Source organism: Rhodococcus sp. Z6_132 (assembly GCF_058133635.1).
Genome location: NZ_JBYUNP010000002.1, coordinates 1,036,210 through 1,053,000, shown reverse-complemented (window position 1 = coordinate 1,053,000; position 16,791 = coordinate 1,036,210). Strand labels below are relative to the sequence as shown.

14 protein-coding genes and 1 tRNA gene are annotated in these 16,791 nt (G+C 71.2%); 5 read left to right on the top strand and 10 right to left on the bottom strand.

Translation table 11 applies throughout. The features are described from left to right. Positions 1–137: 137 nt before the first annotated feature. Positions 138–662 carry a TetR/AcrR family transcriptional regulator gene (locus tag AC3YO9_RS11645; RefSeq protein WP_489983247.1) on the bottom strand — a complete coding sequence of 175 codons (525 nt, stop codon included), beginning with the start codon at positions 660–662 and terminating at the stop codon, positions 138–140. A 170-nt stretch (positions 663–832) separates the two neighbouring features. Here AC3YO9_RS11645 and AC3YO9_RS11640 point away from each other — a divergent pair, with 170 nt between their 5' ends. From AC3YO9_RS11640 to AC3YO9_RS11630, 3 genes are read left to right on the top strand one after another with little or no spacing between them, the layout of a single operon-like run. Next, positions 833–2,179, top strand: coding sequence for an NtaA/DmoA family FMN-dependent monooxygenase (locus AC3YO9_RS11640; RefSeq protein ID WP_489983246.1), 1,347 nt, complete (start codon positions 833–835; stop codon positions 2,177–2,179). Between the two features lie 34 nt (positions 2,180–2,213). Further along, positions 2,214–3,704, top strand: a complete 1,491-nt coding sequence (locus AC3YO9_RS11635; RefSeq protein ID WP_489983245.1) for a DHA2 family efflux MFS transporter permease subunit — start codon at positions 2,214–2,216, stop codon at positions 3,702–3,704. 33 nt (positions 3,705–3,737) lie between these two features. Beyond that, positions 3,738–4,484 carry an NADPH-dependent F420 reductase gene (locus AC3YO9_RS11630; protein ID WP_489983244.1) on the top strand — a complete coding sequence of 249 codons (747 nt, stop codon included), beginning with the start codon at positions 3,738–3,740 and terminating at the stop codon, positions 4,482–4,484. 364 nt (positions 4,485–4,848) lie between these two features. Here AC3YO9_RS11630 and AC3YO9_RS11625 read toward each other — a convergent pair whose 3' ends face one another. The 4 genes from AC3YO9_RS11625 to AC3YO9_RS11610 all read right to left on the bottom strand — a co-directional run bounded on the left by AC3YO9_RS11625 (position 4,849) and on the right by AC3YO9_RS11610 (position 10,229). Then, a complete protein-coding gene (locus AC3YO9_RS11625; RefSeq protein ID WP_164860609.1) occupies positions 4,849–5,502 on the bottom strand; it encodes an EcsC family protein in 654 nt (217 codons plus the stop codon). A 70-nt stretch (positions 5,503–5,572) separates the two neighbouring features. Then, positions 5,573–7,675: a DUF262 domain-containing protein gene (locus AC3YO9_RS11620; RefSeq protein WP_489983243.1), complete on the bottom strand. Its 2,103-nt coding sequence runs from the start codon at positions 7,673–7,675 to the stop codon at positions 5,573–5,575. Positions 7,676–9,280: 1,605 nt separating this feature from the next. Further along, complete coding sequence (locus AC3YO9_RS11615) at positions 9,281–9,703, bottom strand: hypothetical protein (protein WP_489983242.1); 423 nt, start codon at positions 9,701–9,703, stop codon at positions 9,281–9,283. A 440-nt stretch (positions 9,704–10,143) separates the two neighbouring features. Then, positions 10,144–10,229: transfer RNA gene (locus AC3YO9_RS11610), tRNA-Leu, on the bottom strand. Between the two features lie 145 nt (positions 10,230–10,374). Here AC3YO9_RS11610 and AC3YO9_RS11605 point away from each other — a divergent pair. Then, complete coding sequence (locus tag AC3YO9_RS11605) at positions 10,375–11,727, top strand: M20/M25/M40 family metallo-hydrolase (RefSeq protein WP_489983241.1); 1,353 nt, start codon at positions 10,375–10,377, stop codon at positions 11,725–11,727. 38 nt (positions 11,728–11,765) lie between these two features. Continuing rightward, the gene (locus tag AC3YO9_RS11600) at positions 11,766–12,563 is read left to right on the top strand and encodes an SDR family oxidoreductase (RefSeq protein ID WP_489983240.1); all 798 of its coding nucleotides are present in this window, start codon (positions 11,766–11,768) and stop codon (positions 12,561–12,563) included. A gap of 1 nt (position 12,564) precedes the next feature. Here AC3YO9_RS11600 and AC3YO9_RS11595 read toward each other — a convergent pair whose 3' ends face one another. The 5 genes from AC3YO9_RS11595 to AC3YO9_RS11575 all read right to left on the bottom strand — a co-directional run bounded on the left by AC3YO9_RS11595 (position 12,565) and on the right by AC3YO9_RS11575 (position 16,762). Next, positions 12,565–13,365 (bottom strand): ABC transporter, encoded by an 801-nt coding sequence (locus AC3YO9_RS11595; protein ID WP_489983239.1) that lies wholly within the window; start codon positions 13,363–13,365, stop codon positions 12,565–12,567. 23 nt (positions 13,366–13,388) lie between these two features. After that, positions 13,389–14,462: a quinone-dependent dihydroorotate dehydrogenase gene (locus tag AC3YO9_RS11590; RefSeq protein ID WP_127782879.1), complete on the bottom strand. Its 1,074-nt coding sequence runs from the start codon at positions 14,460–14,462 to the stop codon at positions 13,389–13,391. 66 nt (positions 14,463–14,528) lie between these two features. Continuing rightward, positions 14,529–14,723, bottom strand: coding sequence for a DUF5703 family protein (locus tag AC3YO9_RS11585; protein ID WP_127782880.1), 195 nt, complete (start codon positions 14,721–14,723; stop codon positions 14,529–14,531). Beyond that, positions 14,720–15,739 (bottom strand): YncE family protein, encoded by a 1,020-nt coding sequence (locus AC3YO9_RS11580; protein WP_127782881.1) that lies wholly within the window; start codon positions 15,737–15,739, stop codon positions 14,720–14,722. Before AC3YO9_RS11580 ends, AC3YO9_RS11585 begins: the two co-directional genes overlap by 4 nt. A gap of 96 nt (positions 15,740–15,835) precedes the next feature. Then, entirely contained in the window at positions 15,836–16,762 is a 927-nt protein-coding gene (locus AC3YO9_RS11575) for an aldo/keto reductase (protein WP_489983238.1), read from the bottom strand. Between the last annotated feature and the right edge of the window lie 29 nt (positions 16,763–16,791).

Sequence of the window (16,791 nt, the reverse complement as noted above, 5' to 3'; positions counted from 1 at the left end):
CATCAAGCTCGACCGGCATCGGTACCGCCCGAGGCCTGGCGCGCACGTACCGGCTGCTGGCTCGGGGCAGGCGAGCTCGACGGCGCCCCGCCCCGCTGTCCGAGAACGCGGTGCAGCGCGCTCTACGAGGCGATCCGCTAAGTGGAGGAGGGCCGGGGGAGCTCCCAGCCGCCCCTCATCATGGCATTGAGGGCCGCGCTCGAGGACTCGTCGGCCATGGCCGCTCCGCCCACCCAGCTCGTCGCGAGCACGGCGAGGAACAGGTCCCTGCCGCGTACCTCCGGCCGCGCGCCACCGTCCTGCTGCGCTGCGGCGAGGAACTCGTCGGTGGTCGTGACGAAGCCGTGGCAGGTGAGGGCCAGCGGGCTCGTGTCCTCGGACAGGGCCACCCGCAGCGGCTCTGGCAGTCCGTCGAACGCGGTGGCCCAGTTCCCGAGCGCCTCCAGCCACTGAGACAGGGCCTCGGTGGAGTCGTGCACCTCCGCGCGGATCGCATCACGACGCGACACCAGCTCTTCCGCACGTGCTCTGAGCAGTGCGTCGAGCAGCGCTTCCCGGTTCGGGAAATGTCGGTAGAGGGTCCCGGCGCCCACGCCGGCCCGCTTGGCGATGGCGTCCAGGGATCCGGTGATCCCGTGCTCGGCGAAGTACTGCTCGGCCACGTCGAGGATGTGCGTCCTGTTCCGCTGGGCGTCCGTCCGGGGCCTGCGCTCGCGGGCTGCTGTCGCCTCGGACACGTCGGACCACCCCTCGTTGACAATGCGGAGACTGTCTCCGTATCTTCGGTGAAGTCAAGCGGAGACGCTCTCCACCTTATCGCAGAGGACCGATCATGCCCACCCCGCAGATGCTCCTGGCCATCCAGATGGCCAACGGCTACGGCTCCCAGCCCGGCTCCTGGCGCATGCCCGGAGTCGACCCGTCGAGCTACACCGACATGGACGTCTTCGCGCGGCACGTGCAGGTGGCGGAGCGGGGGAAGATCCAGCTGGTCTTCCTGGCCGACACGCCGGCGCTCGAGAACGACATCGAGCGGGGCGTGCCGAACCACGCCATCGACCCGCTGGTGGTCCTGACCACGATGGCGCGGGCCACCGAGCGCATCGGCCTGGTGGCGACGGCCTCCACGACGCTGAACGAGCCGTACACGATCGCCCGCCAGTTCAAGGCGCTGGACGTGGCCAGCCACGGTCGCGCCGGCTGGAACGCCGTCCCGACCTCGCTCCCAGCTGCGGCCGCGAACTACGGCGTGACGCTCCCGCCCCGCGCCGAGAAGTACGAACGCCTCCACGAGGTCATCCAGATCGTCCAGGCGCTGTGGGGGAGCTGGGGGCCCGACGCCTGGGTCCGTGACGTCGCCGGCCGGCGGTTCGCCGACACCAGCCAGATTCAGCCGGTGAACCTGCAGGGGCGTCACGTCTCCTCCCGCGGCCCGCTGCCCATCCCCCCGTCGGAGCAGGGACAGCCGGTCATCTTTCAGGCCGGCGGGGGAAGCAACGGGCTCGAGGTGGCCGCGCGCTACGCCAGCGGTGTGTACGCCAACCCGTTCACGATCGAGGAGGGCCGGGCGCACCGCGCGGCGTTGCGGGCGGCCGCCGAGAGCGTCGGCCGCGATCCCGACGAGGTCAAGCTGTTCGCCGGGTTCATGCCCAGCATCGCGCCGTCCCGGCGGGCCGCCCTGGACCGGCGCCGGCAGCTGGACGAGGTCGTCGACCTCGACCAGCGGGTGACCTATCTCGGCGCCATGCTCGGGCTGCGCCTGACGCCCAACCAGATCGACGAGCCGCTCACCCCGCAGCAGCTCGCCGCCGCGCGACCCAGCCCGGGGGACCCGCGCTCGCCGCACGCTCTGGAGGTCGCCCGCGAGGGCTGGACGCTGCGCGACGTCCTCGCCCACGGCGTCATCGACTACCACCCGGTCGTGCCCGGCACGGCCGCCGACGTCGCCGACCACATGCAGGAGTGGTTCGAGGCCGGGGCCTGCGACGGCTTCTCCCTGGCGATCGACGTCTACGCCGACGGAATCGAGGCCTTCGTCGACCAGGTCGTCCCGCTGCTCCAGGAGCGGGGCCTGTTCCACCGCGACTACGAGGGCGCCACCCTGCGCGACCACCTCGGCGCTCCCGCCCAGTACGGACTGGATCCGCGACTCGCCGGAGCGGCGCACGCGTCGAGCTGACCCGGCTCCACCAAGAAGGACGGAGACACATCGCGTGGACATCCAGGAATCACCGGCACCTGCCCTCGCAGCGCCCGCACCGCAGACCCACCCCGGCGACCGGCTCCCCCCGGGGAGCGCCCTCGTCATCGGCCTGCTCATGGCCTCGACGTTTACCGTCCTCCTCAACGAGATGATGCTCGGGGTCGCGCTGCCGACCCTGATCACTGACCTCGGCATCACCCCCACCACCGGTCAGTGGCTGACCACCGGCTACCTGCTGACGCTGGCGGTGCTCATCCCGGCCACCGGGTTCGTGATGCGGCGATGGCACCTGCGCACGATCTTCCTGGGCGCGATGTCGCTGTTCACGGTGGGGACGGCGATAGCTGCCGTCGCTCCGGGATTCGGCGTCCTGTTCGCCGGCCGGATCATCCAGGCGGCTGGTACCGCCGTCTTCCTTCCTCTGCTGATGACCACCGCCATGCGTCTGGTCCCCGTCGCCCGGCGCGGCGCGGTGATGGCGATCGTCACGGCCGTGCCGGCCGTGGCGCCGGCGGTCGGCCCCGCGTTGTCGGGAGTGGTGCTGTCGGCGCTGAGCTGGCGGTGGCTCTTCATCCTCATGCTGCCGGTCGCCGTTCTCGCGCTGGGGCTCGGGGCGCTCAAGCTCCGGAACATCACCACCCCTGAGCCCGTCACTCTCGACGTGCTGTCCCTGGTGCTCTCCGCCGTCGGCTTCGGCGCACTGGTCTACGGGCTGGCGTCGATCGGCGAGTCGGTCTCGGGTCACGCACCCGTCGCCCCTTACGTCCCGATCGCGGTGGGGCTGGCCGGCATCGCGGCCTTCGTCCTGCGCCAAGTCACCCTGCAGCGGTCGAGCAACGCCCTGCTGGACATGCGCGTCTTCCGGTCGCGCTCGTTCACGCTAGCGCTGCTGGTGATGCTCGTGATCGCGATGATCGGCTTCGGCAGCCTGATCGTGCTGCCCTTGATCCTGACCAGCGTCCTCGGCCTGAGCACGCTGTCCCTCGGCCTGTTCCTGGTGCCGGGCGGTGCGGCCATCTCGCTCGTCTCGGCCCTGGGCGGGCGCGTGTACGACCGCGTCGGCCCCCGACCACTGGCGATTCCCGGCGCGCTCGTCTGGACGGCATCGCTGTGGTTCCTCAGCACCGTGGACGAGGACACCGCCGTCGGGACGGCCCTGGTGGCCTACCTGGTCATGTCCGCTTCCCAGGCCCTGATGTGGGCGCCGATGACGACGACGGCGCTGGCGGGGTTGCGCGCCGATCTCTACCCGCACGGAACCGCGGCCTTCACGACGATCCAGCAGCTTGCCGGTGCCGCGGGCGGGGCCGTGCTGATCTCCGCTTACACCATCGGCTCCGACGCCGCGGGCGCCGGCACGCTCACCCTCGCCCAGGCCGAGTCCGCGGGACAGGCCGCCTTCGTCACCGCGGCAGTCATCGGCCTCGGCGCGGTCGTCGGCACCCTCTTCGTGGGCCGGTCATCGGTGCCCGCCGAGGCGACCGCGCTTGACCTGACCTGACCTGACCTGATCACCACATCACAGGAGCACATCATGCAGATCGGCATCCTCGGCGTCGGCAACGTCGGCGCCACCCTGGCGCAACGACTCACCGCTGCCGGGCACGAGGTGAAGGTGGCCAACTCCCGCGGTCCGGAGACCATCCCGGCCGAGGTGACCGCCTCGGGCGGACGGGCCGTCCGCGCGCACGACGCCGTTTCCGACGTCGAGGCACTGATTGTGTCCATCCCGCTCATCCGCATCCCGGACATCCGGCCGCTCGTGGACCAGCTGCCGGCCGGCGCCGTCCTGCTGGACACCTCGAACTACTACCCGTTCCGCGAACGCCGCATCCCCGCCCTCGATGAGGGACAGGTGGAGAGCGTGTGGGTGGGAGAGCAGCTCGGCCGCCCCGTCGTCAAGGCGTGGAACGCCATCCTCTCGGGCTCGTTCGCCACCAAGCACACGGCTGCCGGCACCCCAGGTCGGATCGCGATCCCCGTCGCCGCGGATGCGGAGGCCGACCGGGCGCTGGGCATGGCACTGGTCGAGGACACCGGCTTCGATGGCTTCGACGCCGGCAGCCTGGCGGACTCGTGGCGCCAGCAGCCCGGCGCGCCGGCCTACTGCACCGACCTCACCCGCGACGAGCTGTCCGCCGCCCTGGCAGCAGCCGCTCCCGGCCGTGCGCCGAAGCGGCGAGACCTGGCCATCACCGTGATCTCCGAGCTCATGGCCGACGACCCGACCGGCCGGGGGAACGACTTCCTCCTGTCAGTCGCCCGGTTGATCTACCCCTGACCCGGTCCGAGCCCGGACAAGCCGGGACGCAGGCGGTGCGCGGAGGACCCGTTGGTGCGCGCTCCCGCCATGCCAGGGCTCGGTAGTACCGCGCCGACGATGATCTCGGTCTCTGTGGCGGTGAGGGTCGAATCGTCGGGGAGCGGCTGACCGTCGGCGAGCTCGAGGTAGTACTCCGCGCTGAAAGGACCAACAGGACTAAGCGCGCTCATGGCCCGGTAGTGCGGGTAGGCGGACGAGCCGCCGGGGGTGAGGTCGTCACACCGCTCCTTGATGCCACTGGCGCTCTGCTCTGCGATGCCAGACGCCGCCCGAGGCAAGCGGAACCACGCGGGCAAGCGGAGAAGGGGTGCGGTCCACTGCCTTAGACCAATCCTGCGGACGGGCTGGATACGGGCGTGAACGTCGACTTGGAGTACCTGCCAATGCTGCGCATGGTGGCGACGTTCACCGCAGAGCCCACGCCGCCGCCGGCCAGCGGAATCCACTTCACGAGGTTGATTGCGCCCTTGGTCCCGAACTTGGTGAACAGGCGGTAGCCCACCTTCTTGTTGATCTCGATGAGGATCGTGCCGGGCAGCTTGTTCAACGCGGCCATGGCGGTCTTGTTCGCCACGTTGATGCCTATGTCAGCCAGCACCGCCGACCCTGCCGACCCCAACAGACTGAGCAGCACGGCGCTGCGCACCTCCTCGGAGGTCACGTCGTAACCACGGAGGTGGGCGATGCCCGCTGAACACCTCGCCGCGTAGGCGTACAGCAGGGTGATGTCCGCGGGGATGGTCACAGGCATGGTGAACGCGCCTCCGACCCCGGTGGCGAAGCCGGTCGCTCCGACGAGCCGCATGTGGGTGGCGATGAGGCGGTCGATGGCCTTCTCCACTTCGCCGTGGTGGGCGAGGCTCTCCTCGGCGATCTCGCGAGCGCTCGACAGCGGCCCTATACCGTCGATGCCGATCGAGATGACCTTGTTGATGACCACCATCCCGGTGGACGCAGGTGCCATTGGGCTCGTCATGTTGTCTCCTGGCTGAGGTTTGTCGGTCATCTAGCGGGGTTCTTGGTCGTCTGGGGTTGGAGACAGACGGTCAGGGCTTCTTGACCGCACCGCGGTAGCCGTTCCGTGTTCCCGGCTCGACACCTGGCAGCGTCATCCGCCCGTTGGCAGGGAAGAGACGCGCGCTGATCGCTCCTGCTGACGGGGGCTTGTCGGCGTACTCCGGCGACGGCCTCCGGGCGATCTCCGAAATGGTCAAGAAGTCACCGGTTTCGAGCTCGGTGAAGACGTGGGCAATGTGCTTGGCGATGTCTCCGCGCCTCGTGCTGGGGGACTCGGCGTCGCGTGGCCGGGCCGGTGTGGCGTCGTTGCCCTCCCGGTCGGGGCGGAGGTCCCGGTCGGTGTCTGATAGGGGCTTGAGCTGGCTCTCGGTCGGCTCGGGCCGTTCCCAGAGGTCGATGGCCAGCGTCGCGAGATAGCGGGAGCGGGCCTCGATGGCTGAGGTGGTCCACGCCTCGGGCAGCGTTCGATTCAAGGTGAGCGCCGAGTGCTCGAGCAGGTGGCGGCGCTTGGAAGCCCAGCTGCCGTTCGGCAATGTCGCGTTCAGCGACCCGGTGACGAGCGTCAGGTTGCCGATGGTGTGCAGCAGCTCTGCGCGACGCCCGCGCTCGTGCTCGGCGTCATCGAGCGCGGCGGGAAGCGCCCAGTGCTCCTCCCAGTGCTGAGGGAGCAGGTGCTCGACCGACAGCTTCCTGCTCGGAGGCACTGGCTCGGTCCTCGCGGTGCGCGCAGTCATCTCGAGGGCCAGCAGGACGCGCTGAAGCCGGTCGCGCTTGAGCAACCGGTACAGCGGCAGTGTCGTCAGGCTCCGGGTGACTTCGTCGTCGGCTGGCCACATCCCGGAGTCGGAGCCCTGTTCAGCGAGGTAGCTGGTCACGACCGCTCCGGCTGGTCCGGCTCCCGTGCCGAGCCGGCGAAGCAGTTCGAGGAACATGCGGTTGTAGTTCTTGGTGGTGAGGCGGGCGAGGCTGCGCCGCACCACGTAGGACTCCAAGGACTGCACCGCGCGTGCCCGCTCGACTCCCTCGGTGTTCGCGAACAGCCAGAGGAGCAGGGGGGTCATCGTCGTGGTGTCGACGATCTCCATGCGCTCCAGCCGCTGCTGGTCCAGGTCGTCGCCGGCGTGGCCGTTGTCGAGCTCCTCGTAGACCACGGCGTAGCGGGTGACCTCCCGCAGCAGCTCCTCGGCGCGGTCCGGGTCGTTGCCCACGTGGGCGCGGACGGCGGGGAAGAGCTGGTGCGCCTGCACCTCGCGCTGCAGGAATACGGTGAGGAAGTATCCCATGAACGCGTCCAGCCGCGGCCGCAGCAACCTGCCCTGCCGCACCTGCTGCTGCCAGCCCTTGGTCTCCAGCGGCGCCCAGTACTTCTCGTACAGGTCCTCCACCGGCCGGTCGTGGTCCTGCAGAGTGCGGAAGAGGAGGTTCTTGATCAGGTCGGACGCGCGCAGCGGGGTGCCCCGCGCGTTCAGAGTCTCGAAGATCACCTGCGCGTTGTCGTCCTTGCCGAGGTCGATGAGGACGACCTCGAGCTGGGTGAGCAGGACGTTGCTGACGGCAGTCAGCTCGGCCGCCCCTGCCTCGGCGTCGAGGCCCGCGACCAGCTGCTCCGCTGCTGTCCGGAACCAGGTGTAGGCACCGACGATCCCGGTCACGGTGTCGGAGTACGGCGTCGTCAGGTGCTGGCCGGTCATCACCGACCGGTAGCCGAACCGGTCGACGTTGGTCGGCCACAGACGGAAGTGTTCCTCGGGGCGTTCGACGAGATCGGGGTCGTTGACGAGGAGCTTGGTGAGCCGCTTCGCCATCTGCGCGTCGTGCAGGCCGTGGGTGCTGAAGCTATCCCGCACAGCGGCGATCAGCAGCTGCAGCGTCGTGAGTCGCTGCTGCCCGTCGATGACCTCGCGCACCTCGAGGCCGCCATGCGCGGTGCGCTTGACCTCCAGGACGACGGCGCCCATGAAGTGCGGGACGGTGTCGCCGTCCGCGGCGCGGTCCTTCGTGGCCAGGACGTCCTCCCACAGGGGCAGCCACTGGCTGTCGCGTGTCCAGACGTACGGCCGTTGAAACAGGGGCACCACCAGACGGAGATCGGAGTGGAAGACCCTGGCGAGGTCGCGGGGGTGTGCTTCCACCGTCGGCGCTCCTTCTGTAGTGGCGGTCTTGCGGGTGCGGCGAGGGTCAGGACTGCAGCGCGGCGCGGCAGTGGTTCTCCTCGAGCAAGAGGTCGGGCGCGGGCGGAGACAGGCCAGCGGATGCCGATCTTGGTGGGGTGATGACCGAACTCGAGGTCCAGGTCCACCTGTAGCCACCCACGATCTGTTGCCGCTGCATCACACCGCGCTGGGGGAGGGGGGCGGTGACGGCAGGGGCGCCGACGCCGGCGGAGTTCTCGTGTCCGATGAGGATCCGAGACTGCCCGCCGGCGGAGCCGGGGCGGCCCACCCGACGATGGCCGGCTTGCGATCGGCGTAGGTGGTGCCGGAGCCGCGGCCGGGCTGCGGAACCACCTTCGGCTTGCCGCCGACGTAGATGTTGAGGCCGCGAGCGGGTCCCGGCCCGGGGGCGGGCGAAGGAAAATGGACCCATGGGCAAGCCTCTCTCACAGCGGTAGTGCGTCGAGTCTTGTGGTGCCGTGAGCGGCTACCCATGTCGTCGCACGGGGAAGAGTACGGGGAATGTGTTGTGCGCATACGTCTTTCGGAGAATCTCGTCGACCCTCGGGAATCTCGTGGTTGGCGTCCCCGTGTGGTCAAACTCGTTTCGCCCTCCCGATGGTGTCAGCGGCGGAGTTCTGACGGTGCCGCGCTGCCGTGTATGGCTGAGGCTCCTCACGAGGCCGCTGTCGCCCAGCGGCGGGGTGGGTCGCAAAACCGCCGGGTGAAGGGACTGCTGGGCCGTCCCCTCCGCCCTCGCATGCGGCTGCGGGACGATGCTGGGGCGAGTGCCTTACAGCTCCGGTGACTCCTTCTCCACGGGCTGAGCAGCACGTTCGCCTGCTCGATTGTCATGGGGTCGCTCGGGTGAGGGTTGGCATGGCGGTGCGAGCGCGCTACCGCTTCTCTCCGCGGACCTGCGGTGATGGTCAACGGGGGTCGGCGTACTAGGACCTGTTGGGCTGGACGGGGACAGTCATGAGGGTTCACCGGGGAGCGGCGGACGGTCGCAGCAAGGCCTGCACGTCCTGCTGACCCCAGGCCTGCGGCAGGCCGGTAGGTACCCGCACCGGGCGCGAGAGCAGCGCCAGAACGGGTGGAGGCCGCCCGAGGGACAGGGACGGGAACACTGCGGGCCGGTGTGGGGCGGGTGACAGCCTTGCTGCGACCGGCGGGGGGAATCGGGTTCGGCATGCGAGCACCGGTGTCGTCACCGCAGGGCAGCGCGATGCCCGCATCCGCCGTCAGTGAGCCGGAGGGCGGTAGGGGTGTCTGACCTGCATGTTCGTCAGCGCGGTTCCCCGAGGTGCGCTCCGTGTGCGCAGGCCTCGGCGCAGCGGGGCGAACCTGGACGTCCCGGCGAGGGAACTGCGGCGGCCTGGTGGGTTGGCGCGCGAAGGGGATTGACGCCGGCAACGGAGGCTCGAGGAGGTCGTGACGGCTGTCTCACATGAGGCACCGTCACTGAACCAAACTATCTATCGGACACGGGCACGTTGCCAATCTCGGGGGCAGTCGGGGTGCGCCGTCGTCCGGTGCCCGATCGGCTGGTGAGACTGCGGTTAGACCGGGGGAAACGGGGGTTCAGGCGGGCGGCAGCCGAAGAGCGGCGGTGTAGTCCTTGCCGTCCTTGCGGTGGGAAGCAAACGACCGCAGCCCAGTGAAGTCGCCGCGGCAGATCTCTGCGGCCAGCCGGTGAGCGAGGACGGCGCCGCGGAGCGTGCCCGGCGTGAAGGTTGGACACACGGCGTCGAGGTCCGCTGCCAGTCGGTCGTGATGAGCAGCGGCGACGTCGAGGCCACCGCCGGAGGAGAAGGTGACGATCGCCGCGAGCCGTAGCTGGTTCTGGAGGATCTGAACTCCTGCGTCCTCACGGTCTCCGGTGAGCCGGTCCAGGACAAGCTCGCTGAGCGCGAGCGTCCGTGCCCAGGCGAGGCCTGTGCTGTTCTCGTCCCCGGCATACCTGTCGACCATCCCGGTGATCCGCAGCCGTCGTGGGTCGGTCATCTCGGCCTCCAGTTCGTGGTGCGGCCAGGGCCTCTGGAGTTCCCCCAAGCGGCGGCAACAGCGGGAGGCCTGACGTGATGGGCTTGCTCAGCGCAGGCGGCCGCCCTGGTGGCCACCGGTCGGCGATCACCGTCATCCAGCGACTGCGGAGAGTGCATGCCAGCACCTTTGCACACTGCTTGGCCACGGACGCTCATCGTCACCGGCATCGCCGCCCACGATCAGCTGCTTCAGCCGCACATCCGCTTCAACCAGGCTTTGCGCGCGCCAAAGCGACGTGCCAAGGACAGATGATGAGCTGGAGCTCGTTGTCGTCGGCGACCCTGCGCAGGCCGCAGCTCGCCGGAGGTGCAGTCCATCGCCGGACGCTCACCTCTGAGGAAGACGACCTAGACGCAAGAAAGCCCCGGCCGTGGAGCCGGGGCTGTTCGTGTTCTGGGTGTCCGAGGGGGGACTTGAACCCCCACGCCCGTTAATAGGGCACTAGCACCTCAAGCTAGCGCGTCTGCCATTCCGCCACTCGGACATGCGCACAGCGGCATGCTTGCCTGCGCTGGGCTAGGTTAGCCGACGCGGTGTGCGCTTCCCAAACCGGGTGGTCAGCGGGTGAGGACCTTGCGCCGTCCCGGTCCGAAGGCCCTGTGGCGCCACCCGAGTGGTAGGAAGACCCGGTGGCCCCCAGTGATGACACGAGCACCGAGTCCAGGGCTGAGGCTGAGGTCGTCGAGCTCACCAGCCAGCTGATCCGCATCGACACCACCAACACCGGCGACCCGGCCACCGTGGTGGGCGAGGAGCAGGCCGCCCGCTGGGTGATCGCCCAGCTGGAGGAGGTCGGCTACGAGACCACCTACGTGGAGTCGGGCATGCCCGGCCGCGCCAACGTCTTCTGCCGGCTGCCCGGCGCCGACCCCGCCCGCGGCGCCCTGCTGATGCACGGCCACCTCGACGTCGTGCCGGCCGAGCCCGGCGAGTGGTCGGTGCACCCCTTCTCCGGCGCGGTCAAGGACGGCTACGTCTGGGGCCGGGGCGCGGTGGACATGAAGGACATGGTGGCCATGACGCTGGCCGTCGCCCGCCAGTTCAAGGCCGAGGGCGTCGTACCCCCGCGCGACGTCGTCTTCGCCTTCCTGGCCGACGAGGAGGCCGGCGGCAAGTGGGGCTCGCACTGGCTGGTGGAGCACCGCCCCGACCTGTTCGCCGGCGTCACCGAGGCCGTGGGCGAGGTGGGCGGCTTCTCCCTCACCGTGGCCCGCCCCGACGGTGCCGAGCGCCGCCTGTACCTGCTGGAGACCGCGGAGAAGGGCATCGCCTGGATGCGGCTGCGCGCCACCGCCACCCCCGGCCACGGCTCCTTCCTGCACTCCGACAACGCCGTCACCCGGCTGGCCGAGGCCGTGGCCAGGCTGGGCAACCACACCTTCCCGCTGGTGATGACCGACAGCGTCCGCGAGTTCCTCACCGCCACGGGGGAGGAGACCGGCCTGGACTTCGACCCCGACTCACCCGACCTGGACGGCACCCTGGCCAAGCTGGGCTCCATCGCCCGCATCGTCGGGGCCACCCTGCGCGACACCGCCAACCCCACCATGCTTCAGGCCGGCTACAAGGCCAACGTCATCCCGGCCACCGCCGAGGCCGTGGTGGACTGCCGCGTCCTGCCTGGCCGCCGCGCCGCCTTCGAGGCCGAGGTGGACGCCCTGCTCGGGCCGGACATCGAGCGCGAGTGGGTGACCGCGCTGGAGCCCTACGAGACCACCTTCGACGGCGAGCTGGTGGACGCCATGAACGCCGCTCTGCTCGCCCACGACCCGCACGCCCGACTGGTGCCCTACATGCTCTCCGGCGGCACCGACGCCAAGGCCTTCGACAAGCTGGGCATCCGCTGCTTCGGCTTCGCCCCGCTGCAGCTGCCCCCCGAGCTGGACTTCGCCGCGCTGTTCCACGGCATCGACGAGCGGGTTCCGGTGTCTGCCCTAAAGTTCGGCACCCGCGTGCTCGACCAGTTCCTCCGCACCTGCTGACCATCCCCACCTGCTGAGCCACCCCCTTGAGGAGTCCGATGGATGTCGCCGGCAAGACCGTCCTGATCACCGGCGGGGCCTCCGGCTTCGGCGCCACCGCCGCCCGCCGGCTGGTGGCCCAGGGCGCGCAGGTGGCCCTGGTCGACCGCAGCGCCGACGCCGTCACCGCCCTGGCTGACGAGCTCGGCGGCCTGGCCGTCGTCGGCGACGTCAGCGACCCGGACACCGCCACCCGGATGGTGGCCGAGACCGAGGAGCGCTTCGGCCGCCTCGACGTGGCGTTCCTCAACGCCGGGGTGATCGGCGGCCAGTCCGCCTCCGACGACACCTTCGACCTGGCCCGCTACCGGGCGGTGGTCGGGGTGAACCTGGACGCCGTGGTCTTCGGCACCTGCGCCGTGGTGCCCGCGCTGCGCCGCGCCGGCGGGGGACAGGTGGTGGCCACCGCCTCGCTGGCCGGCCTGGTGGCCATCCCGGGCGACCCGGTGTACACGCTCACCAAGCACGCGGTGGTGGGCTACGTCCGCTCGGTGGGTGCGCAGCTGGCGGGGGAGGGCATCGCCGTCAACGCGATCTGCCCGGGTTTCGCCGACACCCCGCTCATCGCCGGGCAGCGCTCCGCCTTCACCGACGCCGGGTTCCCGCTGCTCACCGCCGACGACGTGGTGGACACCGTCGAGGCGGTGCTGGCCAGCGGGGAGAGCGCGCAGTGTTGGTACATCCAGCCCGGGCGCACCAGCGAGCCGTTCCGCTTCCGCAACGTGCCCGGCCCGCGCGCCGGCGCCACCACCGCCGCCCCGCCGGACGACGTCATGCGGTCAGCCCACGGAGACTGAGCTACTGGTTGATGATCTGCGGGTTGGGCCCAGCGCCCTTGCGCCGCAGCAGGCTGTTGGGCACCCGGTTGGCCAGCTCGCCCAGCGGCTCCACGGCCCGGTTGAGCACCAGCACCGACTGCTGCAGGTCCTTGAGCACGTCGCCCAGGTGCAGCAGCTGGTCCAGGGTGCCGCCGTCGGCGGTGAGCTTCTCCACGAAGCCGTCCTCGGCCAGCAGCCGGTCGGCCAGCCCCTGCTCGCGCAGCAGCAGCTCCAGCAGCCCGTTCTCGTGGGTGATGCGGTCGAGCGCGCCGTTCTCGGCCAGCAGCCGGTCCAGCGGACCGCCGGGGGACAGCAGCAGCTCCAGCGCACCGCCGGTCTGGGTGATGCGGTCGAGCGCGCCGCCCTCCACCAGCAGCCGGTCCAGCGGTCCACCCGGGGCCAGCACCCGCTCCAGCGCGCCCCCCTCGGCCAGCAGCCGGTCCATCGGCCCGCCGCGGCTGGCGAAGCGCTCCAGCACGCCCTCCTCGACGATCCGCTCCAGCGGCCCGCCCGGGGCGATGGCCTTGCCCAGCGGACGGTCTTCCTCCAGCGCCTCCGCCAGCTTGGTCAGCGCGCTCAGCGGACCCTGGGGGTCCTGCAGCACCCGCGCCAGCTGCTCGGCCACCCCGCCCGCGCCGAACACCGCGGTCACCTGGTCGGCGTAGCCACCCTTGCGGCGCAGCGGTCCCTCGGCGGCGGCCAGCTGGCCGAGGCCGAGCGTCACCTGGGTGGCGGCGACGGTGACACGAACAGGCAGCGTGACGAGGCCGAGGAGGTTCATGAGGGCACCCTAGACCGGAAAGCTCACACTCGAGCGGCGCTGCCCACAGCCTGCTCGATGCTGGTGAAGCCCTCGCGCCGCAGGATTCGCGCCAGGCCCTTGTGGATGCGGCGGGCGTAGAACGGCCCGCCGTAGACGAAGCCGCTGTAGCCCTGCACCAGGCTGGCGCCGGCGGCGATGCGCTCCCAGGCGTCCTCGGCGGTCTCGATGCCGCCGACGGAGATGAGCACCAGCTCCTGGCCCACCCGGCCGTGCAGCCGCCGGAGCACCTCCACCGACCGCGCGGCCACCGGGGCGCCGGAGATCCCGCCCGCGCCGATCGCCTCCACGGTGGTGGCCGGCGTGCGCAGCCCGGCGCGGGAGACGGTGGTGTTGGTAGCCACGATGCCGGCCACGCCCAGCTCCACGGCCAGGTCGGCGATCGCGTCCACGTCGGCGTCGGAGAGGTCCGGCGCGATCTTCACCAGCACGGGGATGGACACGGTGTCCTGCACGGCGCGCAGCAGCGGCCGAAGCGACTCCACCGCCTGCAGGTCGCGCAGCCCCGGGGTGTTGGGGGAGCTGACGTTGACCACCAGGTAGTCGGCCAGCGGCGCGAGCAGCCGGGCGCTCTGCACGTAGTCGTCGGCAGCCTCGGCGGCGGGGACCACCTTGGTCTTGCCGATGTTCACCCCGACGGGCAGGTGGGTGCGGCGGCGGCGCAGCGCGTCAGCCGCAGCGCCCGCGCCGTGGTTGTTGAAGCCCATCCGGTTGACCACCGCACGGTCGTCGACCAGCCGGAACATGCGCGGCTTGGGGTTGCCCGGCTGCGCGTGGGCGGTGACGGTGCCCACCTCCACGCTCCCGAATCCCAGTGCTTCCCAGGCGTCCACCCCGGTGGCGTCCTTGTCGAAGCCGGCGGCCAGGCCGAGCGGCGCAGGGAAGTCGATGCCCAGGACGGTGCTGCGCAGCGCGGGGTCGCGCACCGTGAACACCCGGGCCAGCAGCCACCGCAGCGGCGGAAGGGCAGTGACCAGGCGGAGCAGGCCGAAGGCCAGGGTGTGGGCCTTCTCGGGGTCCAGCCGACGCAGCAGCAGGCTGAACAGCAGGCGGTACACGGTTCTCCTCGGGTGGTCAGTGCGGCGCCGAGCGCGGTGGTGGGAACGAGTGGCGCAAGGCAGAGGCTAGGTGCTGGGCGCCGGCAGCTGCTGGCCGGTCTTGCGTCGACGCAGGATCACCCGGCGGCTGCCGTCGGAGTACAGCCGCACGCGGGAGAGCTCCCAGCCGCCGAACTCCGCCTGGATGGACAGCTGCATGGTGGCCGTGACCCGGGAGACGCCCGGGGGCAGGCGCAGCGGGTGGTACTCGTACTCGATCACCGGGTGCCTCCTCCGGGGACGACTCGCTGCAGACCACCACCTGAGGCGGAGGCGACGAGCACCGCGCCGCTCGCGGAGTCCACCGCAACAGTCTCAGGCTGGGCCACGGTGTCAAGCCGGTACCGCTCCACGGGCTCGCCGCCGCCCATCGCGTAGCCCACCACCTGGTTGCGGCCGGTGACCGTGACCCACGCGAGGTCGGTGGTGGGGTCGTAGGCCACGGCGTAGGGCTGGTTGGCGACCGGGAAGCGCTGCCGCATCAGCAGCGGGTCGGCGGTGAACACCATCAGCTGGCCCAGCTCCACGTCCACCACCAGCATTCGCCCGTAGCGGTCGGTGGTGCCGTTCACCGCACCCTGCCCGGCGCGCAGGCTGGTGCCGAGGTCGCCGTCGTCGAGGTTCACCTGGGTCACCGAGGTCTGCTTGCGGTCCAGCGCCACCAGCGTGCCGTCCGCGTAGCTCAGCGCCGCGACGTCGGCCAGGCCGGCGATGGTCTTGGTGACGGTGTCGTCGGCGCCGAGCACCAGCACCTCGCCCTCGGCGGTGCCCACCACGGTGGTCTGGTCGTCGATCTGCAGCGCGGCCTGCGGGGTGCCGGGCAGGGTCACCGTCGTCACGTCACCGCTGCGCTGGTCCACCCGCAGCAGGGCGCCGGGCACGGAGACCAGGAAGGGCCCGCCGGGCTTGCTCAACGACACCTGGGCGGCGCGGGCCGGCAGGGCGACGGTGCGGGCGACGCCGGCGGGGTTCTCCGAGCTGCGCAGCAGCAGCCGGTCGGGGCCCTCCACCTGCACGGCCAGCACGTGGGTGCTGGGGTCGACGGCCATCCCCCGCGCGGGGGCGCCGAGCACGGTGACGGTGCCGGCGGGAGACGCGGTGGGTGCCGTGGTGGCGGGCACGGCCGGTTCGCGCACGTTCTCCGGGGTGCTGCTGTCGCTGGAGCAGCCGGTGGCCAGCAGGGCCACCGCCGTGAGCAGGGCAGCGGCGCCCGCCGCAGCCCGTCGTGAGCCGACCATTACAGAACTCCCATGCTTGACGACGCGGTGTGTCCGCCCTGTCAGTGTGCCCTCGGCGTGGGTGCCCAGTGCCCTCGGCCTGGGTGCCCCGTCCCCTCAGCCGGAGCTGACGTCGTCCAGGGCTGCGCGGATGGCGGTAGGCAGGATCACGTCGCGCTCGGCGAGCACGCCGGTGAGCTGAGCGGCGGTGCGGGCGCCCACGATGGCGCTGGCCACGCCCGGCTGCTCGCGCACCCAGGCCAGCGCCACCGCCAGCGGTGAGACGCCCAGCCCCTCGGCCGCAGTGACCACCGCCTCCACCACCAGGGCAGCGTCCTCCCCGCGGTGCGCAGCCAGCCCGGCGGCCAGGTGCGCGCTCGCGCCCCGCGAGTCGGCGGGCACCCCGGTGCGGTACTTGCCGGTGAGCACCCCGCGGGCCAGCGGCACCGCGGCCAGCAGTCCCAGCCCGTGGTGACGGGCGGCGGGCAGCAGCTCGCGCTCCGGCGTGCGGTCCAGCAGCGAGTACTCCGTCTGCACCGCCACCACCCCGCTGCGCTGGCCCTGCGACGCGGCGGTGGCCAGCTGCCAGCCCGCGTGGTCGCGCAGCCCGGCGTACCGGGTGCGACCGGTGCTCACCGCGTGCGCGAGGGTGTCCACCACCTCCGACACCGGCGTGTGCGGGTCCCAGCTGCTCACCTGCCACAGGTCCAGGTGGTCGGTGCCCAGCTCGCTCAGCGTCTCGTCCAGCTGGCTCAGCAGCGCCCGTCGAGAGCAGTCCACCAGGCCCCCGGGGTGCAGCCCGGAGGCGGCGCTGAGCACCACCGCCGAGCGGGGCACCAGGTCGCCGATCAGCTCACCGACCACCCGTTGGGCCGCGCCGCCGGCGTAGGCGGGGGAGACGTCGACCAGCGTGCCGCCGGCGTCCACGAAGGCCACCAGCTGTGCGGCGGCCTCGTCGGAGCTGGTGTCCCGGCCCCACGTCAGGGTGCCCAGGCCGGTCTGGGACACCCGCAGTCCACTGGCTCCTACTGATGTCTGCTCCACAGCACAGGAACCCTAGGCCGCACCGGCAC